23 protein-coding genes are annotated in these 24,903 nt (G+C 51.5%); 8 read left to right on the forward strand and 15 right to left on the reverse strand.

Annotated elements, in window-relative coordinates:
- Positions 1 to 231: 231 nt before the first annotated feature.
- The 3 genes from LX98_RS15095 (at position 232) to zwf (ending at position 4,611) form a co-directional block, all read left to right on the forward strand.
- Positions 232 to 2,082: a glycoside hydrolase family 15 protein gene (locus LX98_RS15095; protein ID WP_496429691.1), complete on the forward strand. Its 1,851-nt coding sequence runs from the start codon at positions 232 to 234 to the stop codon at positions 2,080 to 2,082.
- Positions 2,083 to 2,145: 63 nt separating this feature from the next.
- Positions 2,146 to 3,039 (forward strand): phosphogluconate dehydrogenase (NAD(+)-dependent, decarboxylating), encoded by an 894-nt coding sequence (gene gnd / locus LX98_RS15100; protein ID WP_496429692.1) that lies wholly within the window; start codon positions 2,146 to 2,148, stop codon positions 3,037 to 3,039.
- Positions 3,040 to 3,060: 21 nt separating this feature from the next.
- Positions 3,061 to 4,611, forward strand: coding sequence for a glucose-6-phosphate dehydrogenase (gene zwf / locus LX98_RS15105; protein WP_496429693.1), 1,551 nt, complete (start codon positions 3,061 to 3,063; stop codon positions 4,609 to 4,611).
- A gap of 160 nt (positions 4,612 to 4,771) precedes the next feature.
- On the opposite strand, the gene LX98_RS15110 is transcribed toward zwf, so the two are convergent.
- Both LX98_RS15110 and tkt read right to left on the reverse strand, forming a co-directional pair.
- Positions 4,772 to 7,633 (reverse strand): bifunctional transaldolase/phosoglucose isomerase, encoded by a 2,862-nt coding sequence (locus LX98_RS15110; protein WP_496429694.1) that lies wholly within the window; start codon positions 7,631 to 7,633, stop codon positions 4,772 to 4,774.
- Between the two features lie 34 nt (positions 7,634 to 7,667).
- Entirely contained in the window at positions 7,668 to 9,749 is a 2,082-nt protein-coding gene (gene tkt, locus LX98_RS15115; RefSeq protein WP_496429695.1) for a transketolase, read from the reverse strand.
- A gap of 242 nt (positions 9,750 to 9,991) precedes the next feature.
- Here tkt and LX98_RS15120 point away from each other — a divergent pair, with 242 nt between their 5' ends.
- Together LX98_RS15120 and LX98_RS15125 are read left to right on the forward strand one after the other, a co-directional pair.
- Entirely contained in the window at positions 9,992 to 10,186 is a 195-nt protein-coding gene (locus tag LX98_RS15120) for a MoaD/ThiS family protein (RefSeq protein ID WP_312744649.1), read from the forward strand.
- A 4-nt stretch (positions 10,187 to 10,190) separates the two neighbouring features.
- Entirely contained in the window at positions 10,191 to 11,126 is a 936-nt protein-coding gene (locus LX98_RS15125; protein WP_496429696.1) for a PP-loop family protein, read from the forward strand.
- 225 nt (positions 11,127 to 11,351) lie between these two features.
- Here the strand turns inward: LX98_RS15125 and LX98_RS15130 are convergent, their stop codons facing one another.
- The 7 genes from LX98_RS15130 to LX98_RS15160 form a co-directional block, all read right to left on the reverse strand.
- Positions 11,352 to 11,786: a hypothetical protein gene (locus LX98_RS15130; RefSeq protein ID WP_496429697.1), complete on the reverse strand. Its 435-nt coding sequence runs from the start codon at positions 11,784 to 11,786 to the stop codon at positions 11,352 to 11,354.
- Between the two features lie 123 nt (positions 11,787 to 11,909).
- A complete protein-coding gene (locus tag LX98_RS15135; RefSeq protein ID WP_496429698.1) occupies positions 11,910 to 12,890 on the reverse strand; it encodes a flippase-like domain-containing protein in 981 nt (326 codons plus the stop codon).
- Positions 12,883 to 14,367 (reverse strand): CDP-alcohol phosphatidyltransferase family protein, encoded by a 1,485-nt coding sequence (locus LX98_RS15140; protein ID WP_496429699.1) that lies wholly within the window; start codon positions 14,365 to 14,367, stop codon positions 12,883 to 12,885. The genes LX98_RS15135 and LX98_RS15140 overlap by 8 nt, the downstream gene beginning before the upstream one ends.
- Before the next feature lie 10 nt (positions 14,368 to 14,377).
- Positions 14,378 to 15,139, reverse strand: a complete 762-nt coding sequence (locus LX98_RS15145; protein ID WP_496429700.1) for an NTP transferase domain-containing protein — start codon at positions 15,137 to 15,139, stop codon at positions 14,378 to 14,380.
- The gene (locus tag LX98_RS15150; RefSeq protein WP_496429701.1) at positions 15,136 to 16,224 is read right to left on the reverse strand and encodes an aminotransferase class V-fold PLP-dependent enzyme; all 1,089 of its coding nucleotides are present in this window, start codon (positions 16,222 to 16,224) and stop codon (positions 15,136 to 15,138) included. Before LX98_RS15150 ends, LX98_RS15145 begins: the two co-directional genes overlap by 4 nt.
- 63 nt (positions 16,225 to 16,287) lie before the next feature.
- The gene (locus LX98_RS15155) at positions 16,288 to 16,869 is read right to left on the reverse strand and encodes a thiamine pyrophosphate-dependent enzyme (protein ID WP_496429702.1); all 582 of its coding nucleotides are present in this window, start codon (positions 16,867 to 16,869) and stop codon (positions 16,288 to 16,290) included.
- A 151-nt stretch (positions 16,870 to 17,020) separates the two neighbouring features.
- Positions 17,021 to 17,533, reverse strand: a complete 513-nt coding sequence (locus LX98_RS15160) for a thiamine pyrophosphate-binding protein (RefSeq protein ID WP_496429703.1) — start codon at positions 17,531 to 17,533, stop codon at positions 17,021 to 17,023.
- Positions 17,534 to 17,794: 261 nt separating this feature from the next.
- On the opposite strand from LX98_RS15160, the gene queF reads away from it, so the two are divergent.
- On the forward strand, positions 17,795 to 18,199 hold the full coding sequence (queF, locus tag LX98_RS15165) for a preQ(1) synthase (RefSeq protein ID WP_496429704.1): 405 nt from the start codon (positions 17,795 to 17,797) through the stop codon (positions 18,197 to 18,199).
- 59 nt (positions 18,200 to 18,258) lie between these two features.
- On the opposite strand, the gene LX98_RS15170 is transcribed toward queF, so the two are convergent.
- From LX98_RS15170 to LX98_RS15180, 3 genes are all read right to left on the reverse strand, one after another.
- Positions 18,259 to 19,377, reverse strand: coding sequence for a DegT/DnrJ/EryC1/StrS family aminotransferase (locus LX98_RS15170; RefSeq protein ID WP_496429705.1), 1,119 nt, complete (start codon positions 19,375 to 19,377; stop codon positions 18,259 to 18,261).
- Positions 19,378 to 19,520: 143 nt separating this feature from the next.
- The gene (locus tag LX98_RS15175) at positions 19,521 to 19,958 is read right to left on the reverse strand and encodes a YqaA family protein (RefSeq protein WP_496429706.1); all 438 of its coding nucleotides are present in this window, start codon (positions 19,956 to 19,958) and stop codon (positions 19,521 to 19,523) included.
- A gap of 11 nt (positions 19,959 to 19,969) precedes the next feature.
- The gene (locus tag LX98_RS15180; RefSeq protein WP_496429707.1) at positions 19,970 to 20,200 is read right to left on the reverse strand and encodes a DUF2835 family protein; all 231 of its coding nucleotides are present in this window, start codon (positions 20,198 to 20,200) and stop codon (positions 19,970 to 19,972) included.
- Between the two features lie 222 nt (positions 20,201 to 20,422).
- Here LX98_RS15180 and LX98_RS15185 point away from each other — a divergent pair, with 222 nt between their 5' ends.
- Both LX98_RS15185 and LX98_RS15190 read left to right on the forward strand, forming a co-directional pair.
- A complete protein-coding gene (locus tag LX98_RS15185) occupies positions 20,423 to 21,211 on the forward strand; it encodes an inositol monophosphatase family protein (protein ID WP_496429708.1) in 789 nt (262 codons plus the stop codon).
- 367 nt (positions 21,212 to 21,578) lie between these two features.
- Positions 21,579 to 22,031: a response regulator gene (locus LX98_RS15190; RefSeq protein WP_496429709.1), complete on the forward strand. Its 453-nt coding sequence runs from the start codon at positions 21,579 to 21,581 to the stop codon at positions 22,029 to 22,031.
- Here the strand turns inward: LX98_RS15190 and LX98_RS15195 are convergent.
- The 3 genes from LX98_RS15195 to LX98_RS15205 form a co-directional block, all read right to left on the reverse strand.
- The gene (locus LX98_RS15195) at positions 22,024 to 23,211 is read right to left on the reverse strand and encodes a THUMP domain-containing protein (protein ID WP_496429710.1); all 1,188 of its coding nucleotides are present in this window, start codon (positions 23,209 to 23,211) and stop codon (positions 22,024 to 22,026) included. The two genes, LX98_RS15190 and LX98_RS15195, sit on opposite strands and share 8 nt — an antisense overlap.
- 109 nt (positions 23,212 to 23,320) lie before the next feature.
- Positions 23,321 to 23,632, reverse strand: coding sequence for a HesB/IscA family protein (locus LX98_RS15200; protein WP_312646569.1), 312 nt, complete (start codon positions 23,630 to 23,632; stop codon positions 23,321 to 23,323).
- A 110-nt stretch (positions 23,633 to 23,742) separates the two neighbouring features.
- Complete coding sequence (locus tag LX98_RS15205; protein WP_496429711.1) at positions 23,743 to 24,849, reverse strand: NAD(P)-dependent oxidoreductase; 1,107 nt, start codon at positions 24,847 to 24,849, stop codon at positions 23,743 to 23,745.
- Positions 24,850 to 24,903 lie beyond the last annotated feature (54 nt).

A 24,903-nucleotide genomic window follows, 5' to 3' on the forward strand; every position in this document is an offset into this window, starting at 1 on the left:
CGCGCCGAAGCATTAACGTCCCTTCAGGTTTTGATCTCAGAATTAAATATTCTGCTGTTGCGCTGCTGATGAATGATCATTTTGGGGACCCCCGTCCTATCTAAAGCAAAATCTAAATATTGAGCCTTATCGATAAATTTATCGCTATATATAGTGTTTATTGTTCAATTTTTGGGTATATTGGCTTTTGTTTTTCTTAATTTAGCCATTTTCACCTAATGAGAAGCGGACATGAGTTATAAAAATATCGGTGATTACGGCATTATTGGAGATCTCCACACCATTGCCCTTGTTGGGATCGATGGATCGATTGATTGGTGCTGCCTCCCACGATTTGACTCCCCTAGCCTGTTTGGAGCCATTCTTGATCACAAAATTGGAGGGTATTTCAAGATTGCTCCCGTCACAAATGGCAACACCCGACAAATGTACCTGCCGGAAACCAATATTCTGCTGACCCGGTTTCTGCAACATGATGGTGTTGGCGAACTCACTGACTTCATGCCCATCGAATCGGACGAAGCCGGATACCGGCCTCGCCGCCACCAAATAATCCGAATGCTCTCAGTGGTCCGTGGAACCGTCACCTTTCGACTTGAATGCGCACCCGCTTTTAATTTCGGCCGGGACCCTCATGACATCGAGACCAGACCGAAAGGCATCATCTTTCAGTCCGGAGATCAATCCGTGGGATTGGTCAGCCCGATTCCCCTTCATACGCGGGAAAATTTCGCGTATCAAGAATTCACACTCCATCAGGGCGAAAGCCTGACGTTTTTTTTGGAATACCTAGAAGGCAAAAACGGCGACCAGCTGTTATCCACCCCTGAATCCGGCGACGAAGCCTTTCGAAATACATCCGCCTTCTGGCAGCGCTGGCTGGCACAATGCCAATACGATGGGCGATGGCGGGAAGTGGTTCACCGTTCCGCCTTAGCCCTCAAACTGCTGACCTATGCCCCCACCGGAGCCATTGTGGCGGCTCCCACAACCAGTCTTCCGGAAAATATCGGAGGTCCCCGAAATTGGGACTATCGTTATACCTGGATTCGGGATGCAGCCTTTTCTATATACGGGCTATTACGCCTGGGATTTACGGTGGAAGCCAGTCGATTCATGGATTGGCTCAATGCCCGTTGTTGCGAACTCAATCCGGACGGATCCATCCAATTGATGTATGGCATCGACGGTCGTCGTAATCTGACCGAAGAAGAATTGCCCCATCTGGATGGCCACCGCAGTTCCCGCCCTGTACGCATCGGCAATGGAGCCGCGTCTCAACTGCAAATGGATATGTACGGCGCACTGATGGACGCGGTATATCTCTATAATAAACACGGCGCGTCCATTTCCTATGATCTCTGGGTAAACCTTTGCCGCCTCTTGGATTTTGTCTGCGACAATTGGGAGCAACCGGATGAAGGCATCTGGGAAGTCAGAGGAGGACGCCGTCATTTTGTCTATTCCAAAGTCATGTGTTGGGTGGCCTTAGATCGCGGCATTCGTCTGGCCGACAAACGAGGTTTTCCAGGCAACCGGGCCCGATGGATGGAGGAACGCGACCGGATCTACCGGGAAATTATGGCACGGGGTTGGAATGCCGAAATTGGAGCCTTCGTACAATCCTACGATAGCGAAGCGTTGGATGCCGCCAACCTGATTATGCCTCTGGTCTTTTTTGTGTCTCCAACTGATCCTCGAATGCTCTCAACCATTGACCGCACACTCGAGCAACTGTCATTAGGGAGCCTCGTCTATCGTTATGAAAACGGGAAGGCCGCCTCAGATGGCCTGGACAGCGATGAAGGCACCTTTAGCATGTGTACCTTTTGGTTAGTCGAAGCCCTGACAAAAGCGGGGCGATTGACCGAAGCACGACTGATCTTTGAAAAAATGTTAAGTTATGGTAATCATCTTCGTTTATATGCCGAGGAAGTCTCACACTCGGGTGAACAATTAGGAAATTTCCCGCAGGCCTTTACACATTTTGGCCTCATAACGGCGGCGTGCAATCTTGATCTGGCTCTCAATACGAAACGTGCCGCCCACACTGTCGTGAGGCGTAACCGACCATCAGTATGACCCTCACGCCAGGCTCAATGACGACTGAAAGAACCACCACTCGACATCACAGGAGGATCGCATATGGATATCGGTTTCATTGGACTTGGCAAAATGGGAATGAACATGGTCACCCGGTTGAGCCAAGGAGGACATCGGGTCGTTGCCTACGACCGGTCGGCCGCCCTGATCAGTGAGGCCGAAACAAAGGGCGCAAACCCGTCTTCATCCTTGGAAGACCTGATCACCAAATTACCGAAACCGCGAGTTGTCTGGGTCATGGTCCCCTCAGGTCAACCCACCGAAGAAACCGTACAACATCTCGGAAAAATTTTAGAGGCCAACGATATCATCATCGATGGAGGCAATACGAAATTTCATGATGACGTTCGCCGGGCGGCCGACCTTCACACCCGTGGCATCCAGTATATTGATGCCGGAACCAGTGGAGGTATTTGGGGATTGCAAATCGGCTATTGCTTGATGGTCGGTGGGAAACAGGAACCCGTTAAGCGATTGGCCCCGATCTTCACAACCTTGGCTCCGGAAAATGGATGGGCCCATGTTGGGGGACATGGCGCTGGACATTATGTGAAGATGGTTCACAATGGCATTGAATACAGTATGATGCAGGGATACGCGGAAGGGTTCGAACTGATGTCCAAGAGTGACTATAACCTGAATCTCGCCACAATCGCCGACCTCTGGATGCATGGCAGCGTGGTCAGGTCCTGGCTGCTTGAACTAGCCGCCGGAGCGCTCAAAAAAGATCCTAAGCTGGAACAATTACAAGGCTACGTCCAGGATTCCGGCGAGGGACGGTGGATGATAATGGATGCCATTGAAAAGGACGTACCGGTTCCCACTCTGACGACCGCTTTATTCACCCGATTCCGCTCGCGGCAGGATACCTCCTTCGCGGAAAAAATGTTAGCAGCCCTGCGGAAGGCTTTTGGCGGACATAGCGTCCGACCATAACCGGATTCTTGCGAGGTCGACATGTCACCCATTGAATCTTCTCCTAGGACCGAAGCCCCCGTCCCGACCAACCGAACCGCAGCAACTCAACCGTGCACGATTGTTATTTTCGGTGCCTCGGGCGATCTGACCCAGCGTAAACTTCTGCCGGCCCTCTACAACCTCCTCCTGGACGGCTTGTTACCGGACAATTTCGCCGTATTGGGATTAGGCCGGAAGCCTCTTTCGGATGAGGCTTTTCGCGGGATTGCCCGTGAAGGCATTGAACAATTTTCCCGGCAAACACTTGAACCCGACAAGTGGAAAACATTTCAAAGTCGATTGTTTTATTGTGCAGGAGATATTTCCGCCTCCGACTATTACGGGCAAATCCATGACCGGCTGAAGGACATTGAATCACCATTTAAACTACCAGGCAATCGCATTTTTTATTTAGCTATCCCGCCAACCTCCTTTGCACCCGCATGCGAGGGGCTCCAAAAGGCCGGGTTAGTGGCAGTCCCCGATCAAGCGGACACGTACTCTCGTGTCATTGTGGAAAAACCGATTGGACACGATTTGTCTTCTGCTCGAGAGATTAATACGGCCATCGGGAATGTCTTCGATGAATCGCAAATTTATCGCATCGATCATTATCTGGGGAAAGAGACCGTGCAGAATATAATGGTCATGCGGTTTGCCAACTCCATCTTTGAACCGCTATGGAACCATAAATACATCGACCACGTGCAATTGACCGTCAGCGAAGCCGTCACCCTCGGTACCCGAGCCACCTATTACGAAACAGCAGGAGCCCTTCGAGACATGGTGCAAAATCACATTTTGCAACTGCTCTGCCTGATCGCGATGGAACCCCCCTACTCGCTGGATCCGGATGTGGTACGGAATGCTCGGATGGATGTGTTACGGGGACTGCGCCCCATTCGCGGACAAGACGTCGAAAAGATGACCGTTCGCGCCCAGTATGCCCATGGCAACATCAAGGGCCAGGAAGTCCCTGGCTATCGACGAGAGGAAGGGGTCCAACCTGATTCCACTACGGAGACATATGTGGCCTTAAAAGTTTTTGTGGAAAACTGGCGCTGGGCCGGAGTCCCATTCTACATTCGCACGGGGAAAGCCATGCCGACACGCGCCAGCGAAATCGCCGTCCAATTCAAGGACATTCCCCAGATTTTATTTAATGCCAATCCGCAAATTCCCCAGGCTCCCAATCTGCTCACCCTTCGTATTCAACCCGAAGAGGGCATGGCCCTTCGCATTATTTCAAAAGTACCGGGGACTAAAGCCCAAACGCATCCGGTTGATATGGACTTTCACTACGGTGATGCCTTTAAGGCACCTTCTCCGGAAGCCTATGAACGATTGCTGTTGGATGTCATGGCGGGGGATACGTCCTTGTTCATGCGACGGGATGCCGTTGAGGCTTCGTGGAGATGGGTCACGGATATCCTCGAAGGGTGGAGTGCCTATGAAACCAAATGGTTACCCGAATATCCAGCCGGTAGCTGGGGGCCCGTCGAGGCCGATCGACTGATTCATGCGGGCGGGCACCATTGGCGAAAAATCTAGGCCATCCCTGCTCTTAAGTTTTCTTGCACAAATGGCTCAACGGGAGAAAAGTAAGTCCACTTCCCTGTCCACCAACCCGGTTCAACGTCCTCCTACCTGAGCGTGACTAGGGGTGAACCGATTGGCACATGTGCAACTGACTCCGAAGTCCGGCAGGCTCCTAGTGAGCATGCGAACCGATGCTGGCTTCAATTAATTGCTCCAGGCGAGACAACCCCTTTTCAACATCGGCCTCCAGGTGAAGGCGAATGACCCGTCGTTGACGACTACTCAGGCTTTGCATATCGCCCAATGCTTGCGCGGCTTTCAACACGCCAAACGAATATGGTTCACCAGGAATGGAAAGATCTTCCCGATCATCACATGTTACCTGAATAAAAACTCCAGAATTGGGTCCACCCTTATGCAATTGCCCCGTGGAATGGAGAAATCGTGGGCCATATCCTAAAGTGGTTGCAACCTGTTTGTTCTCACGAATGTTGGTGCGCATGCGTTGAAAAATTGCATGAACCGGATCGGTACGTTCCACGTAGGCATTGATGGCCAAATAATCCCCTGATTGGATACGAGCGAGATGCGCGCCCAGCACGGCTTCTAATGAAGCCTTGCCTTTAAGGACAGAGGCGTTCTGTTCATCGGTATAGACGGTTACATTGCCGTCGGTAAGGAATGAGGGGGAATCCGGCAAGGTGCCGTTCCGGGTGAAGGCTTCTAAATATTTCTTTGTGTAATCCTTACTTTCCTGAACATTTGGCTGATCGAACGGATTTATCTCTAACAAAGCTCCGGCCACCGCCGTAGCCATTTCCCATAAGAAAAATTGCTCACCAAGATTAATCAAATCGGCGACGTTGATGCGAATCACCGGATGCCCGGCTTGTTCAAGTGCCTTGACCTTAGCTTCCTGGGTGGCATCAATCTCTTGTTCATATCGGATATAGGCAAAGACCCGGTCCTGGTCGTAGACCTCAGGGTCTCCTAAGGACTCCCCATCAATGGGAATGATTCCCTTTCCTTCTTTCCCCGTGCTTTCAGCCACCAATTGTTCTAACCACGCACCCAAATCCCATAGTTCCGGCGAGGTCACAAACGTCAATTTGTCCTTTCCAGCCTTGGCACATATACCCAGGACCGTCCCGAGGATCACACCTGGATTATCCTGAGGGGGCACGCTGGCCCCACAGGAATGACGCATGCGTTCCGCCCGATACAAGAAATGCTCAATATTCACGCCCATTAATGCGGCAGGGACCATGCCAAAATTAGAAAGAGCCGAATATCGCCCGCCAATTTCTGGAACCCCGGGCAGAATATGTCGGAAACGCAGCTCCTTGGCCAGTTGCTCCAGCAACGAGCCAGGATCGGTAATGGCCACAAAATGATTGCCCGCCTTCTCTCCGACAACCTGCCGCATACGCTCAAAGAAATATTTTTGAAACACGAGGGGTTCGGTCGTGGATCCCGATTTACTGGCTACCACACACAACGTTTTTGCCAATTCGACCCGATGCTCAAATGCCCGCACCTGCGAGGGTACCGTGCTATCCAAAACATGTAATTCGGGATATCCGGAAATTAAGCCAAAGGTCATCCGGCAGACTTCCGGACACAAGCTGCTTCCCCCCATACCCAGGATCAGAACATGTTGAAACCCTGCTTCCTTGATCTCTTTTGCCAAAGCCAGCAATCGGGGTATCGAGGAAAGTTGTTGTTCTGTGATTCGCAACCACCCCAAAGCATTCCGAATGATCTCCTGATGAGCAGGGTCATGATGCCAGACAGTAGGATCTTTGCCCCACAAACGGCGAACCAGATTGGTATGCTGAAATTCGTTGAGCGCCTCATCAATCTTCGGCCGCAGAAGGCCAACCGAATAGGCGACCCGATCCACTTTTTCCCCCAAGATGATGGCCCGTTTCCGGCTAATCACGCCCATTAATTGATCAAAGGCATCCAAAAATAATTGCGCGCCATCCTTCAGGAGAGTGTCGGTGACCTCTTCCATTGAAATTCCAGCTTCGGCCAATTGCTGCATGGTTTTTTTCGCTTCAGCGAGGCCCTCCTGAATCGTATTCTTCACGGTTCCGCGTGTCCGGAATGCTGAAAACGTCGCTTCAGGCATCGTGTTCACGGTATCCGGACCGATGAGATTATCAACATAATAGGTATCCGGGTACTTGGGGTTTTTCGTCCCGGTGCTGGCCCAAAGCACCCGCTGGACTCGTGCGCCTTCTGCTTTGAGGGGTTGAAATTCTGAGCTCGCAAAGACGTCCTGAAAGATTTGATAGGCCAGCTTGGCATTGGCAATGGCGACCTTTCCCAAAAGACTTTCCATCATCGCTCGTTGGGCAGGACGGGATTCTTTTGAGATTTTCGCCGCTAATTTTTTATCAATCAGAGTATCAATTCGACTGACGAAAAAGCTGGCCACCGAGGCGATACGATGCAAATTCCCTTTATGCGCCGCTAACCGTTTCAACCCACGGATATAACTCCAGGCCACCTGCTCATACATCACCACACTGAATAACAGAGTCACATTGATGTTGATGCCTTGGGACAGCAGCTCCTCAATAGCGGGTAACCCCTGAGGGGTTCCAGGCACTTTAATCATGACATTGTCCCGGGCAACGGTTTGCCACAAACGGACCGCTTCATCGATGGTGCCTTGTGTATCGAACGCCAAATCCGGAGAGACCTCCAAGCTCACATAGCCATCACGACCGTCCGAGGTTTCATAAACTGTCCGCATAAGATCGGCTGCATCCTGGATGTCTCGAATGGCTACTCCCTCATAAATCTGTTTGACGCTCGTCACCTGAGACGCGACCTGTGCAATCGCTTCATCATAGTCCGCACTCCCCGCAATCGCTTTTTCAAAAATCGAGGGATTCGAGGTCATGCCCATGAGGCCGTCCTTCTCAATAAGGGTCTGGAGGTCCCCAGAGGTGATCAAACCACGACGTATATAGTCATACCAGGGACTTTGCCCCATCTCACGAAGTTGGACGAGTGGATTCATGGTGAGATTCTCCTTGAAAGGATGAAGTTAGCGGTCAGCGGTGGGCATGAGCTTGATGCCGTGCAATCTGCGCCTTGGCCGCTGCCACCACATGCTCAACCGTAAAACCAAATTTTTTAGCTAATTCTTTGAGCGGAGCCGAGGCGCCGAACGATTTCATCCCTATCGAATGGCCCTGGGTTCCAACATAATTCCCCCATCCAAAGACAGAGGCTTGCTCAACCGATACCCGCGCGGTGACATCGGGGGGAATGACCGAGCGTCGATAGTCTTCCGACTGTTGTTCGAACAGTTCCCAGGATGGCATACTGACGACTCGGCTTTTTATCCCTTCGAGCCCCATTTGCTCATGGGCTTGCACGCACAATGGGACTTCGCTTCCCGTCCCGAGCAATAAGACCTCTGGGCACCCATCTGGAGAATCCGCCAGTATATAAGCGCCTTTGGCCACGCCGGACGCAGCCGCGTATTTCGTGCGATCCAATGTGGGAATCGCCTGCCTCGAGACGATCATAATCACCGGTTCGTGCCGCAATTCCATAATCACCTTCCAGGCCTCGACAATCTCGTTGGCATCTCCAGGACGAAACACCATTAACCCGGGAATGGCGCGAAGCGAAGAGATTTGTTCAATGGGCTGGTGGGTCGGACCATCTTCCCCGACCCCAATGGAATCATGGGTAAAGATATGGACGACGGGAATTTCCATCAAGGCACTTAATCGGATAGCCGGTCTGGCATAATCGCTAAAGATAAGAAATCCTGAGCCATAGGGGCGAACTTTTGACAAAGACAGGCCATTCAAAATAGCGCCCATCGCATGCTCCCGAACCCCAAAATGGATATTTCGTCCTGATGGATTGCTGCCAGTCAAATCCCCGGCTCCCTCAAAAGTTAATCGAGTCTTCGTGGAGGGAGCCAGGTCTGCGGCCCCACCGAAGAACCAGGGAATAGTGGTCGCCAAGGCATTCAAGACGATTCCCGACACCTCCCGTCCGGCAAGTCCCTTGGCATCGGGCGGAAAAACAGGAACTTTACGGTCCCAGCCATCGGGCAATTGTCTATGTTGCATTTGATACAAGTGGCCAGCCAATTCCGGATATTTGGCTTGATAGTCTGCAAAGCCGGCCATCCATGCGGTCCGCAACTCTTTGCCTCGTTTCCCGATACCCTGTTGGAAATGAGCCGGCACCTCCTCGGGCACAAGAAATCGTGCGTCTTCCGGCCAACCATAATAGCGTTTAGCCAACCTGATTTCGTCTTCACCTAATGGTTCACCATGAGCGGAATGCGTATCCTGCTTATTCGGAGCGCCATACCCGATATGGCTATCCACAATGATTAACGTTGGACGCTCTGATTCCTTTAAAAACGTCCCAAAAGCGCGATCCAGCATCTTGAGATCATTCGCATCACCCACACGGGTCACATTCCAACCGTAGGCGATAAATCTGGTAGCCACATCTTCGCTAAAGGCCAAGTCCGTAGGGCCTTCAATCGTGATCTTATTGTTGTCATAGATCCAACAGAGATTTGATAACTTGAGATGTCCGGCAAGAGACGCGGCCTCGGATGACACGCCTTCCATGAGACACCCATCACCACAAATGGCATACACATTATAGTTAAACATTTCAAAATCCGGCCGATTGAAATACCCGGCCATCCATCGTTGCGCAATCGCCATGCCCACACTGGTTGCGACACCCTGACCTAAGGGACCGGTTGTCGTTTCGATACCCGATGTCCAACGATACTCAGGATGACCTGGGCATTTACTCTCTAATTGCCGGAACCGTTTAATATCCTCCAACGTCACCGAAAGTTCACCCAATTGCTCATATTGCCCGTTCACGGATTTCACGCCACAGAGATGCAACAGGGAATACAGCAACATTGACGCATGCCCGGCCGAGAGAACAAACCGATCCCGATTCGGCCAGATGGGATCGTCTGGATCAGAACGCAAGATCCGGTTCCAGAGCCAATAGGCGACAGGAGCCAAGGCCATCGGGGTTCCGGGATGCCCGGAATTCGCGGCTTGCACCGCATCCATCGATAAGGTGCGAATGGTGTTAATACAAAGCTGGTCCAGCGAATCACATGCGGGTTTCATTCTTGCTCCTTGGTTATCCATAATAAGTGCGCTATCTCGCGTGACGGGTTTTCATTTGTGAGAAAGGTAAGTATCTGCATCCTATCATAGGTCATCCTTTCACTCTACATTGTGGCCCATAAGGTTGTTCGGCAAACGGACTTGCTGTAAAGCAATAAAAATCTTCCCTCTGGCGAAGACAACAAGTCGCATAATTTAAATGAGTTGCCAATCCCATGAACCTGTCTTTATGATTCGAACCTATGAAAGTCCATCTTAGCCATCCCACTCGTGACCTGGTCATCCAAGGCCCCAAACGGGTTGCCGACATTTTCAAAGAACTCAATTTAATCCCTGAGGCTTTCCTGATCATACGCGGGCAGGATCTCATGACCGAAGACGAAACCGTAGCGGATGGGGATAGCATTGAAATCCGCCCGGTCATATCCGGAGGATAAACTTATGCGCTGCCGAAAATGTCCAAAACGGGCGGTGCTGGGACTACCAAGGCACAATACGGCGTTTTGTGGGGACTGTCTCACTGAATTTGTCCGAACCCAGGTGCAACGAGCCATTAAGGCTCAACAGATGTTTTCCCCTGAAGATCGCGTCCTGGTTGCCGTTTCCGGAGGGAAAGACAGCCTGACCCTATGGGAAATTCTCCTGAAATTAGGGTATCGGGTCGATGCCTTGTATGTTGATTTAGGCATTCCGGGTTATTCCAGCCGGTCAAAAGAAAAAGTCGAACAGTTTGCCAAAGTGGTGGCTGAACCCTGCGGATCCCAACTGACGATTCATACCGTGGAAGAAGATGCAGGAGCCGGTATTAAAGAATTGGCTAATCTGATCAAGCGCCCCACATGCTCCGCCTGTGGCACGATTAAACGATATCAGTTTAATCGGGTGGCCTGGCAAAACCACTACGACGTAATGGCCACCGGCCATAATTTAGATGATGAGGCGGCCAGACTTCTGGGCAATGTCCTGCAGTGGCAGGAAGAATATTTGCAGAAACAATCGCCAACCCTTCCCGCCTCCGTTGAAGGCTTTGCGAAAAAAGTAAAACCGCTCTACCGCATGACCGAACGGGAAATTGCGGCCTATGCCGTGGTCAACCGGATTGACTATCTAGTCGAAGAATGCCCGATGTCCAAAGGCGCAAAGATGTTGGTATATAAAGACGCGCTTAATCGCTTAGAAGCGGAATCCCCGGGAACCAAGCAACGGTTTTATTGGGGATTCCTTGATAGACAGGAAAAATCAACTTCTGTGGCCCCATCTATGAGCCAGATTGACCAAACCACCTTGCAACCCTGTACCGTGTGCAGCCAACCCACGACTGCGGGAACCTGCTCCTTTTGTCGCATGATGGCCCGCGCCAAAACGGCAGTGAAGTAACCTCACTTTTTGACATGGCCATTCTCAATGGCCTTCAGAACCTCGACGGCAGTTTGGCCACGACCGCAGAAACCCGCTTCCGGATGCTCACCTAACATTTAGGCTCAACCACAAAAGAAAAATGTACTTGGCTTCACAAGCCGGGAACTATTTCCATGGTCTTACCTCCTACATACCAATTGAGCAAGATGAGCTATAACGAGGGGAACATTTGGCGACGTCGAGTTATTCAGGGAGTTCGATGCTGCCCCCTTCGAGGTCGGCATCGATGCCGGTCAGTTCCATTTTGTTACCAACCCGCCACCAGTCCGGGGAGATTTCAGACAAGGTACCTTTCGAGGTATAAAATTTTGCAGCAGGGATGGCCACAGCTTGGTGGGGCTTTTTGTGGATTTCCATGACGAGGGTCTTCAGAGTCGTATCTTCCACCTTAACCCTATCCGGCAACTCCGTAAGGACAAAACGATCCCCAGGGTTGTGTTCCCAGACGTTGCGTTGCAATTTGGCCACTTCCGTTCCGGTTGGCATAAACACACCCATACTCAATGCCAGCTTTTTCTCCTCTTCCAACCACTCAATACGAAGTTGTTCTTTTCCGTGAGCGATAAAGACGCCATCGGTATTCCGAAGGGTATTCTTTCCCAGTTCAATATCCATCATTCCCTAATCCTTTCTCGGGCAACTAACCGTGAGGGTCCGATTATTCACAATAGACCCGGAGAGTTCAAGTCACCGAATATTTCCACAGAAGAATCCAGTTTGTCCCCTACCGTTTCAACGAGGTCACTGGTCCGGCTCACCACCTCGACCTTTCAAAAACATCAGGCAAACAAGACCAAAGACAATCCAGAGAATTTCTCGCATTCGTCGAATAAGGGCAAAGGTGATTCCCGTCACTTCCGAATAACCAAAAGTCATCAATAGTAAGGTGTATCCCCCTTCTTGTGCACCCAGGCTTCCCGGAATGAAAAATGTTCCGCCTTTAATGAGCACCGTTAGCGCCGCGATTGAGAGGGCTACCCACACATCGATTCTCACACCGAGAAAGTAGAGAATGGCATACACCTCAAGCGTTTCCATCATCCACGCCAAAAAAAATAAGGCCAACGCCGCATAAAAGGTCTGCCGGTGCTGAGCATAAAATCCACGGATCGTGCCGTCCAGCTCCTGGAGTTGTGGTTCCCGTTTTTCAAGAAAGGAGAACCTGATACCGCATGCCCGCAAAAGGCCCAAGCACCCCATACCGAGACCGCGACGTTGGAGCAGCACAAACAGCCCGACGCCAAACGCTAAGACTCCCACACTGACCAGCATCGCCATCCAGGAATGACCTGAATCGCCCAGTATCCAAAAAGCCACTGCCAATCCCAGCAAGATAAAAAGCACTTGGGCGAAGGTCATGGTGGTCTTCGCGGTAATTACGGATGCCAACCCATCCACCATTGGCACCCCGTATCGTTTTAGAAGATAGGCCTTCAGGGGCTCCCCACCGACATAGGCCGTGGGAGTCGTGACATTCACGGTTTCGCCAGCCATCCGGATGGCAAATAACCGCATGAACCCGACATGGCGAGCATGAGAACCCAGAGTAAGTTGCCATCCCAAGGCTTCTAACCCGTATACCAGAATCATGGGAAGGAGGATGAGCCCGAAATGTAGGAGACCTAATTGAGAAACGGTATGCTGAATCGGTTCGAGACCGATGTGGAGAACAATCCCGACCAGGGCCGCAAGGCCGACGACCAGGAAAAGCAGTTTAAGCACGAGGGATGAGACTACGGCGAAGCATCCAGGCCATCGTCATGACAAAGAGCCACGAGCCAATCGCGGCCAGGGCCAAAAACCAGTGCAGGAAGCCAAAACCCGCACTCAGAAGCACCATGATGGAAAAATCGCGATTGGCGACTTTGCCCAACATAAATTCAATATTGGCCCGTTCGTGTTCTGTGAGTTGCCGAATCTCACGAGGACGGGATCGCAATTGCCGCGCATGATTGACTAACAGTAACGACACGACATTCGCTAAAACCGCTGAGGCCCCAAGCAGAAGGGGAAGGTGCGTCTGCTCCCACGGCCCCTGGAGAAACGCCCCACAGGCGATGGCGGCAAACAACACAATGTGCACGACATTATCTGCCCAAATATCGAGTTCTTGCCCAAATTTGGACTCTGAAAAGGTCAGCCGGGCGACCTCCCCATCGCAGCAATCAATGATGACAGACAATTGCAAGATCAGTCCCCCGAGAATGGCCAGTTTCCAGGACCCAGGCACAAAAAGCCCCGCACCCACGAGCCCCACGACCATGGATAGCATCGTTATCATGTTCGGTGACCATCCCAACCGCAAAAACCCATGCGTGAGTAGGCCGGAACATTTACGATTCACATACCGATCCACCAACCCATCCAAACCGCCTTTAATTGTCTGGAGTGCATCCAACAGCGTCCGCTCAGCGAGTTGGGGCCCCTTAGGCCCACGAACATCTCTGAACCAATGAGAAGCTCCGCCAATGGTTTGAATCGTCCCTTCCACTGCCGCTTGCTCCAATGCCAACCGAAGTGGATTAGTGCCATTAGCATGTAACACGCCTGAAATTCCCAAAAGCCTGGCCGGGAGAACTAGAAGATCTCCAACAAGCGGCAAACGGCTTCGATCAGGATTCTGACTTTTCGTTGAAGACTGGGACGTCTGGGATACTGCCTGGTCATGAAAGACCACAGTCGAGGTTGATCGTCCCTCCAGGCCCTCAGGCCGGAACGCCACCCCGGGATTTCCCCGATGATGTCCTTCCTCAGGATGACCAACGACTACGACTGCCTTTCCTTGAGATCCTTCAACTCGCAAGCGCTGGATCAATGCGGGAGAGTACACGGTATGGCAACCCACGATCATACAGGCTCCATTGATTTCCTCCGCAAGCGCTTCCCAGGTCTGAGGGTCATGAGGAGGAAATTCCCGAACCGGCAACCAACGAACGGCGGCCTGTACCCGGCTATCTTCACGAAGTAACTGACGAAGAGCTTGTTCTTCCGGCCCAGCTAACACCCAAATTTGAGAAATTCCGCCTCGCTGCAACGTGAACACCGCCCGTTGAAACAGCGTCATGCCGCCGACACGAGTTAAGGGACTGGGAACCGCATCACCTGTCCCGACGGCCCCGGGATCAAAGACGCCGACCGACGTCAATAAAATTGCCGTATCGACCGCATGGGTGGCTTCTTGTTTAAGTATTCCGTCCATACACTCATTCCTACGGTCTCAGTGTGGTGGCCCTGGTATTCTCCTCTAAGTTTATGACGGCGGGCAAGATCTCAGACTCCGCTCGATTTATATCTTCAGGAAAATCAATTTCTATCCACGGAAGACCCCCGATTTTTTCATATCCCACCGGCACCTTCTCAAAAAACTCTTTTAACGCGTCCTCATATTCCATATCAAGCGCTCCAACTGCAACATAGGTCTGAACCGATTGCAACAGTGCTGGAATATCTCGTTCTTGGACTTTGAGGAACCCGACCCCTTCGCCGGCCTCATCATAGGCAGATGGCAGACTTTTACTTAAGGTGAGGACTCGACCAGCCTTCGCGGCAATCATACACTCTTCCGATTCTTGCTTCACCGTCTCATCCATTAACAAGGCAGTCGGAAAGGGAGAATGAACCAACCGAGCCAGAATCGATGGGACGTAGAGAACATCGGCATCCATGAGCACAACATCATCGTCCATTTCAGACCGTGCCGCCCACAATGACGTTATGCTCCCACGAGTAAACTGTTCATTCACCACCCATCGGACCTCTTGAACAAACGGGTCAGCGGCCATGGCTTTTCGAATATGATCCTGAGCGTACCCCACCACCACCACCACCTGGCACACACCCAATTGCCCCAGAGCTTCGACATGCCGGGATAATAACGTCCTTCCGCCAAGTTCGACCAGGCATTTCGGTCGCCCCTCTGTCACACCTTGCAACCGCTTCCCCACACCCGCTGCAAAAATGATTGCCTTCACGCTCTGGCTCCCGAAAGTATGGACTGAAAAGCGGAGAGGAATCCTTCAATATTCTGATTGGTCAGGGCACCAATATTGGCAATACGGAACACTTTCTCTTCCAATTGTCCCTGCCCGGCATAGATTACGTATCCGGCTCGTTTTAATTCGTCATGCAGCCCTTGGTAGGCACACCCTTCAGGCAGATAAAAGGCGGTTAAGGTATTACTTTGAAGCGTAGGAGCCAGTACCGGCTTGACGCCCCACTCATCCAGACGCGTCCGAATGGTGGTGGCATAGCCCTTAAATCGTTGAATCCGGTTGTCGAGGCCTTCTTCTAAGAGTTCATTGATAGCTTCACGGAAGGCATAATAGACCTGCACGGCTGGAGTAAAGGGAATCGTTCCCTGCTCCTGTTCTTCATAATAATTAGCCAAACTCAAATACCAGGACCGCTTGGGATATTTCATCATCCGCTCCATAAAACCTTTGCGGACCAACACAAACGCGGCACCTGGGAACCCTTGAATACATTTCTGAGCGGCCCCCGCAACCATATATAATTTATTTCCGGCAATATCCAGGGCCTCTCCCCCCAGCCCGCTCACAGAGTCCACCATAAAGACCCGATTATGCCGGTCCACGACCTCCGCAATTTCCTTCACCGGATTAATCAATCCCAGGGTCGTTTCATGATGCACCATAGCGACGCTGTGCACTTCCGGATGTTGCTTCAGCGCCAAATCAATCGTCTGCTGGTCCGGTAGCATTCCCCAGTCATACTTTAAGTCCGGCGTACCCAAACGCTGCATCGCCAGCATGGAAGACATCCGTTGGCCATACACCCCATTGTTAATCACCATCGCCCGCTTGCCGGTAGGGATACTGGACATCAACGCCGCTTCCACGGCCGCCGTGCCAGAACCCGTCAACACGATCGCGGTGTACTCGTCTTCTTCACCCGGAACGAAGACCTTCAACAATTTTTGCCGAATATCTGCTAATAGTTCCGAAAACTCCGACTCTCGATGACAGATATCTGGTTGCAGTAATGCCTGACGAACTCTATCAGACACATTGACGGGACCGGGATTGAATAAAATCATGAATCCTCTTCCTTTACAGGCTTACAGGCTGGCGAGCAGGCTTTCACGCGAATAGGTGTGCCGTTAGGTGATACTCCCCTTAAACCGTTTCGTCAGCTCAGCTGGACTCAAGTCAATGCGATCCGCATCTTCAAGCTGTTCATTCACCTTGACCAACAAAAAACTCGGTCCGTCATCCTCTAACATGGCCTTAAACTCATACACAATATCTTCTCGCTCCCAGACTCGCTCAACATTCTTGTATCCTGCCGCTTTAGCCATTTTATCCAGGCCGACAACCCTGGAATAGGTGGGCTGATTTCCGGTGGTCCCATACACCTCATTATCAAAGACCACATGAATGAGATTTTTCGGTCGCAACGCACTAATCGTGGCCAACGTGCCAAGACTCATCAGCACATTTCCGTCGCCGTCAAAGACTACCACCGTTTTTTCTGGCTGGGCCAGAGCCAATCCTAATCCGATGCCCGCCGTCGCGCCCATCGAGCCAATCATATAAAAATTTTGAGCCCGGTCACGAAGTTTACAGGCCTCACGTGAGGGAAACCCGTTGCACACAATAAGCAGTTGATCGGTCATCAGTTCCAACATGGCCGCCATCGCCTGCGCCCGGCTCTGCATGACCCCTTCTTCTGGTCCAATCATCGTTGCATCTCCAACACAATGGTTATTTCTTCGCGTTGACACCCAACCTGTTGTCCACAGACAAAACTGGAGTGCAGATCCGCTGCTCTTTCCTCACGAAACCAAATCGAGAAATCCGTACCGGGCCATAGGACATTTCTTCATCATCCTATTAGGGCTGAATGGTTTTCACGATGCCCTTTTTCAACAATAAGGCGACAGGGATACGCTTCTCCATAAAGGTTGTGGCTGTCCATTTCAGATCATCCACAATCGTCTTCTGGGACAAGGTCCTGTGGGGGATCCGTACCGTATCCAAGAGCGTCGTCATGGTTTCTCCCATCACCAGGTGTTCAGGTGCGTCTTTGCCTTCGAAGCCGCGCCAGGATACCAACAGCAAACAGGGAATCTGATAAATCAAATTGAGAGAAGCCAGAACATTCAGAGCATTACCTAATCCGGAATTTTGCATCAAGACTACCGGTATTTTCCCACCCAGGTAGGCTCCTGCGGCCATCGCCACAGCCTCATCTTCACGAACTGCCGGGGTATACAACCGTTCTTCCGTCAAATGGGCGATAATGCCCCCCAAAATCGTGTCCGGTACACCGGTAAAAAAATCGAATCCAATACCTTGAAGACCTTTCACAAAATCGTCAGCTTCCAACACCGTGATACTGCTCATCTCCTAGACAGACCTCACAATTCCCCCCCCGTTTTTTCGACACATGAAACCTGCCACATACAGAATCGGGGTCGGGGTACGTTTGAATGGTGATTAACAATCGTCTCGGCAAAATACCAAGCGCGCCACAAATGACACGCGAGTATAGCCCAGGGTAGGGGTATTCTCAAGAAACCGGCGGCATAAGGTTGCGGGGAAATTTCAGAAAAGAGTAGACTGGGAGCCTTGCTGAACCATCCTCAGGAGACGAGCCATCAACGCATGAAAAAATCGCACGATTCTTCAAAGTCAGGCTATTCGGAACGGCATGCCAAGAGCGGGATTGCCGATAAATTGCCAAAAATCGAAACCTGGCCGAACCAATATCCAGGCTACGAAATTACCATTGAAATTCCTGAATATACGGCTATTTGTCCCAAAACAGGACTCCCTGATTTTGGCACAATCCGATTGACCTATGTGCCGGACAAATCCTGTCTTGAGTTAAAATCCCTCAAAACCTATATCCACGCCTATCGAAATCTGGGAATCTTTTATGAAAATGCGGTCAACAAAATTCTGGCCGATTTCGTCAAAGCCTGTCGTCCTGTGTCAGCATGCGTCACCGGAGAGTTTACGGCAAGAGGCGGGCTCCGCAGCATGATTCAAGCCCGCTATCCTCAATAGCGCCTCTCGTTTCCCAATCTGCTTTTCCTCTATTTTTTTATTCTTTGTGATGATCGCCTTTACCGTCGATCAAAAAATAATTTGATCGTGTCGACCACATACTGGAGTTGGTCCTGGGTGAGTTCCGGATAAATGGGAAGAGAAAGCACCTCTTGGGAGAGCTGTTCCGAAACCGGAAAATCGCCTTTATGATACCCGAGATCCTGGTAACATTCCTGAAGATGAAGAGGGACAGGATAATAAATGCGATTGCCTATTCCATGGTGGGTTAGGTAGGCACTGAGTTCGTCTCGCTGCGGGGTGCGAATGGTGAACTGGTTGTAAACATGACTATTGCCGGCTGCCACGATTGGCACGATCACTTGCTCATCAAGACCGTAGGCCTGAAACATCTGTTGGTAAGTGGCCGCATGCGCTTGGCGTTTCGCGGTCCACTCAGCCAAATGCAGAAATTTTACCTGAAGGATGGCCGCTTGCAGCGCATCCAACCGACTGTTCATCCCGATTAAATGATGATGATATTCTGATCGGCTCCCATGCACACGCAAGAGTCGTAGTCGCTCGGCCACCCGCGGGTCTCGCGTCGTAATCAAACCGCCGTCGCCAAACCCCCCTAAATTTTTCGACGGGAAAAAGCTGAAGCCCCCCGTGTGTCCGAAGGCTCCGGCCCGGACACCGTTACGAGCCGAACCGATGGCCTGGCAGGCATCCTCAATAACCGGGATTCCCTGTGCATCGGCGATCTGAAGAATCGTTTCCATATCCGCACATTGTCCAAAGAGATGGACCGGAAGAATGGCTTTGACATCTGAAGTGAGGCTATCCCCTAACCGTGTGGGATCGAGATTAAACGTATCAGGCGTCACATCGACAAACACCGGACGCGCATGAAGCCGGGAAATCACTCCTGCAGACGCGAAAAATGTAAATGGGACCGTCACGACACGATCGCCCGGTTGAACTCCCACCTCCATTAACGACAACAACAACGCATCGCTTCCTGAGGCCACCCCAATCGCATGGTCTGTGCCGATATATGATGCCAGGGTCTGCTCCAAATTCTGAACATGGGCGCCCAAAATGAAACTTTGCTCCGCACACACCTCTCCCAACACCACCTGGATGTCCTGTTTGATGCTGGCAAATTGGGATTTTAAATCAAGAAGGGGAACATTCACGATACCACGACTCCATAAAAGGCTGGGAATTCTAGAGGAATTGGTCGTTTGGACAGCAATTTATCAAAAAGGAGGCAATTGAGAGGCAAGGCCAACCATACCAACAACGTTTTCTGAATGCTATAGGCAGGCGGCTGCGTCGTTCACCCGCCATTGCCGGGTAACAACGCGAACAAAGCCACATACCGGCACCCTTTGCCAATCCCGATACACAATAGGGCACGCCCCCAGCCCATTCGCAACCATCCTGCCGCGATACACAGCGGATCCCCAATGACCGGCACCCAGGACAATAACAGCACCGGACTACCCCACTTTCGGACCCGTTCCACGGCCAAACGGTGGGTCGGCTTGGTAAACTCATGGAGTGGATACCACCACCCGATAAGCCACCCCAAGGCCCAGGAACTCATGCCACCCAGGGTATTGCCTGCCGTCGCCGTAGCGAGCAGACTCCAGGCCGGAAGATGCCCCTGTGCGGACAAAATAACGAAGACGACCTCAGAGCTACCCGGTAATATGGTTGAAGAAAGAAACGCACTCAGAAATAATCCGACAAGGGAATACTCATCTCCAGTCATAGCGGCTGCACTTACCTGTCTTCCTGTGCCAGGCGAATCGAATGAAACTTCAACCCCGCATCGAAGGTGATTTCAAAGGTCCCCTGGATCCCCTGATGCGAGACAAAGGGACGAAGCACTCGGGCGGGAAACTGGATCGTCCGACCATCGATTGACTGTGCCACCACAGATTCCACCACACCCTGGTAATAGGCCTGAAAGCGTTCTGGGGAAATTTTCAGCCTCACGGTCACGGTTTGCATATTTCCCCCCGGAAAGTCTCCCCACGCCTCATTCCATGCACCCGGACCCTTTCATTCCGCCATCCCCCCATACCCTCAATCTAGCCTCAGACGCGCCTCTCATGCTATGAACTGTTACGAGCGATGCCTTAAGCGCCCTCCACACTTAACCGATGGTCTCGGGTACAATATCAAGAGAGAGCATTTACTCCATATTGCCAATGCACCACATCCATTTTGATTATGACTGATTATCGCCAAGAACTCTCCATCATCCGACAAGCCCTGCTCCGCGCACGTGATCGCCTTCACAGAATCCAGTATGAAGGATTAGTTGTCCAGATCAAGCCGGACGGATCGCCAGTGACCAATGCCGATCTGGAAGTCAATCGTATCGTCCAGGAAGCCTTGTCCGCCGTCTATCCTGATGATGGCTGGCTCTCGGAAGAATCGCCAGACAACCCCATCAGACTGAAAAGAAACCGAGTGTGGATCCTGGATCCTATTGATGGGACCAAACCCTTTATTAAAAACCTCCCACAATTTGCGATCTCCCTTGCGCTCATCGACCATGGACAGGCTTCAATCGGAATTATCTTCAATCCCGCCACCCAGGAATATTATTGTGCCGTACGAGGTGAACCGGCGACCGTCAATGGCTACCCCATTCATGTCGGCCAGACTACCGGACACCGCTTGTCGTTCCTGGTAAACACAGGACCCATTGACCGCTCCACCATTCGCACCTGGCGAGAAACCGCCAATTGCCGCAATCTTATGGGTTCCATTGCCTATTCATTAGCACTGGTGGCTGCCGGACAGATTGACGGAGTGATCAATATTGGCACACAAAACGAATGGGATATCGCGGCTGCGCTCCTTCTGGTTCAAGCGGCGGGAGGGGTCGTCCTAGACAGAGACCTGAAATCCATTCAATGCAACCAACCTCATCCCATCGTCAATGGCATCATCGCCGCTCGCCCTGATGCCCTCCCGGTGATCCAACAACTTCTCAGCAGCCTTCCTAGCTAACATGTAAACCAGGCCAAAGGCGTATCTTTATCTCACCCCATAGATGAAAGGGGGTACCCTTTTGCTTAAATGTTTCATGTTTGTTCATCCTGAGTGAGATTTACGCTATTTGGTGGCCTGCTTTTTTAGCTTAATGGGCCTCGATCCATTCTGCAATCAACAGAACATGTTCCAGGCATCGAAATTCTCCTCCTCATTCTTCTTCATCAAAAATCCGTCCCAACTGGTTTTCTCTTAATCTCAGCAAGATTCAACCGAAAAAACAGATAGGCCAACACACGTATTTTCCGTCAGATATCAGACGTTAATCCTTCATCAGACTGAAGTGTGGGCAATCTGCTTCAACCAAGATAATGAGCATCGGATCATGCGCGGAGCCGTCAAAAACACATTTAAGATCCTGACCATCGAGGATGATATCGCTCAGATAGAAGCCCTCAAAGAAGCACTGACGGTGGCCCAAATCATCTGCGTGGAAATTTTTGAGGCGGAAGACGGTGAACAAGGTACAGCCTTTTTAAATCAGGAGTACCCCTTTGTGGATGCCCCACAACCCGACCTGATTTTTCTCTCCAATCATCTCCCCGATATGTCGGGAGAAGAAATTATTAAGGGACTCCAACGCGACCGCCGCTTACAGTTGATTCCGGTGGCCTTGTTTTCGGAAGAGATTCCAAGTCACTCGAAAGATTTTTCTTTCCCTCCCAATTGCCATCTTTTCAAACGACCGAAGACCTGCGACGAATGGATTTATGTATTGCGATGCATTGAAGATGTCTGGGTTTCACTCTTAAACATGGCAGGAAAACCTCTCATTTAAGACCTGGCTTGTTCACTGCCTGTTGCCTGGCCTGCCTTGCTGATTTCCGGTTTCCTCCGTCCACCATCTGAAATTCATACAGCCTCGATTCCAACGGGCCATTGAACAGGGGGATTTTACGTGACGGTGCTAAGTGAATCAGTTTAGGAAGTCGCGAATCGGCCGTGAGGATATAGACATTCCACCCCGCAAACCGCTGCTTCAATAGATTCCCAAATTTCGGATACCACTCCTCCAGCTCCGACCGGTCTCCCATCCTCACTCCATAAGGAGGATTGGTAACCAGAAAACCTTTTGGCCCAGGAGGCGTCACATCCAACACATCCACCTGATCCAATTGAATATCCTCAAGCCCCAAACCCTCAAGATTTCTTCTGGCCATGGCCAAGGCATTCTCATCCTCATCATACCCAACAATAGAAAGACCCGATACGGGGAGCATCGGTTTGATCGACTCTTGGCGTACCTGATCCCAGATCGTGTCATTAAAATTCTGCAGGTGCCGAAAGGCAAATTCCCGCCCACGGCCCGGGGCAATTCCTTTGGCCATCAACGCCGCCTCAATTAAAAATGTGCCCGCGCCACACATCGGATCAAGCAGGACATGCTCGCCAGTCCAACCTGAAAGTCTGAGGATGCCGGCCGCCAAATTTTCTCGTATCGGTGCGTCTCCCGCCACCTTCCGCCATCCACGCTTAAACAGCGGATCTCCGGAGGTGTCGATATACCACACCACATGCTCTGCATCGACAAAGACCACAATTTGAATATCCGGTTGTCGTTTACTTACCTCGGGGCGCGCCTGTGTCGCCCGGACAAATCGGTCACAAATGGCATCTTTCACTCGTAGCGTCGCAAACTCCAGACTCTTCAGTGGAGAATGTTGAGCAATGAGCCGGACTTTAATGTGACAATCCACGGAAAAATATTCCGGCCAGGGAAGACTTGATGCGAGGCGATACAGGTCCTCCTCATCCCGGTACCACCCCTGCCCCACCCGCCACAAAATACGGCTGGCAATCCGACTTTCTAAGTTGAGCCGGTAGCAGAGAGGGAAAGCGCCCTGGCATTCAACGCCGCCAGGTGTCGATCGAATCTCCTGCCCGCCTAATTCCTGAAGTTCGTGGCTCAGAACTTCTTCTAAGCCACGAGGGCAGGTTGCAAAAAATATTTCCATCATAAGAATAATCGCGGAATGTATTGTTACCGGCTAAGCTTAGCAAGAATCATTGATGAAGAATATTCCCGCAATCGGGTTCAGTGGAGACCCAAATCCCGTTCTGTCTGCCTCATTCAGGTAGGATCAGGTTTAATTTATAAGGATCGGGGGGTTCCGGGTGGTGGAAGCTGAATCCAGCAGCCTCCTCATAATCAACCGTGACGCCCTCCAGACGTTGTGCACAGGAGCCGTCTATGGCAATGATGAGGTCTTCAATATCTAAGACCGAATCCTCCTGTGTCACGGCATCTTCAAGAGTAATGGAAAAAACAAGGACTTTGTCATCCCGGTCCCGAACGGCTAAACGCACAATGGGATCCTCGGGGTGCTCTTCGATCAAGGCTTTCAATTTTTCCACGGCCGGGGGTGTGATGTGGATCATGATCTCTCCTCTTGACGAAACCGCCAATCGTCAGATTGACCTGCAATGCCTCCCATATCATCGAGCTCCTTTCCCAGTGTAAATAGTCCTCTACCAATTTTCTTACAGATTCATACCATACCGGTCTCGGAACTGGGTGACACACGGTAGACTTCAGGATTGACACAGTGTGGAAGCGCGTCTCCGCGTAACCCGGCAACGATATTCCCAGCGGCCATGCAGGCCATTCTGGTCCTTGTCGCCACAGACGCACTCCCCAAGTGTGGGATAACCAGACAGTTGGGAAGCGTAAGGAGCGGGTGTGGCACAGGAATGGGCTCAGGATCAGTCACATCTAAGGCTGCCCCACCAATATGGCCATGCACTAAGGCGTGATACAGGGCCTCTGGATCAACCACGCTTCCACGAGCGGTATTGATCAGAATACTTGAAGGCTTCATGATTCGAAACTCGGCTTCCCCAATCATATGATGCGTGTGAGGAGTCAGGGGTACATGCAGACTCACAAAATCCGCCCGGGCTAATGCTTCATGCAGACCAACCTCGTGGAATGACGCCCTTATCGGGTCGCCCTGACTGGTCTTTTCAAAAGAGCCTTTCCGGTGCATGTTTGGTTTCGCAATCGGCTGAGTGCCAGGCTCCATTGAAACCGAAGACTGCAGTGATCCACTCACACCATTCGGTGACGGCACCGCTAGCACATCCATTTGGAATCCTTGCGCGCGCCTGGCCATGGCCTGTCCGATCCTGCCAAATCCCACAATGCCTAATGTCGCACCATGCACATCCTGCCCCAGCAAGAGATCCGGGCTCCAGGTTGTCCACTGTCCCTGTCGCACATACTCAACCCCTTCGACAATTCGTCGGGCTGCAGAAAGGAGCAAGGCAAAAGCCAGATCCGCCGTTGTTTCGGTTAAAATACCCGGCGTGTGTCCAACCGGAATGCCACGAATCGTACATTCTGCAACGTCAATATGATCAAATCCGACGGCCATGGTGCTAATCACCCGAAGCCGTTTCCCGACCTGAAGCACCTCCCGATCAATCCGGTCCGTCAACAGGCAATACAGCCCTTCTGCCTCGGGAAGATGATCCAACAACCATTTCCGCTCAACGGGGCAATCGTGCTCCCAGCACACAAGATCGGCCTGTGCCCCTAATACCTCCCAAGCCTGTTGTGGGAGACGTCGCGTGACAACAACTGTTGGAGGTGCCATCGCTATGCTCTTTTTCTTTTGCTCGGCATGCTTGAACCTCTCAGAGACCGGGCC

Source organism: Nitrospira marina (assembly GCF_059568365.1).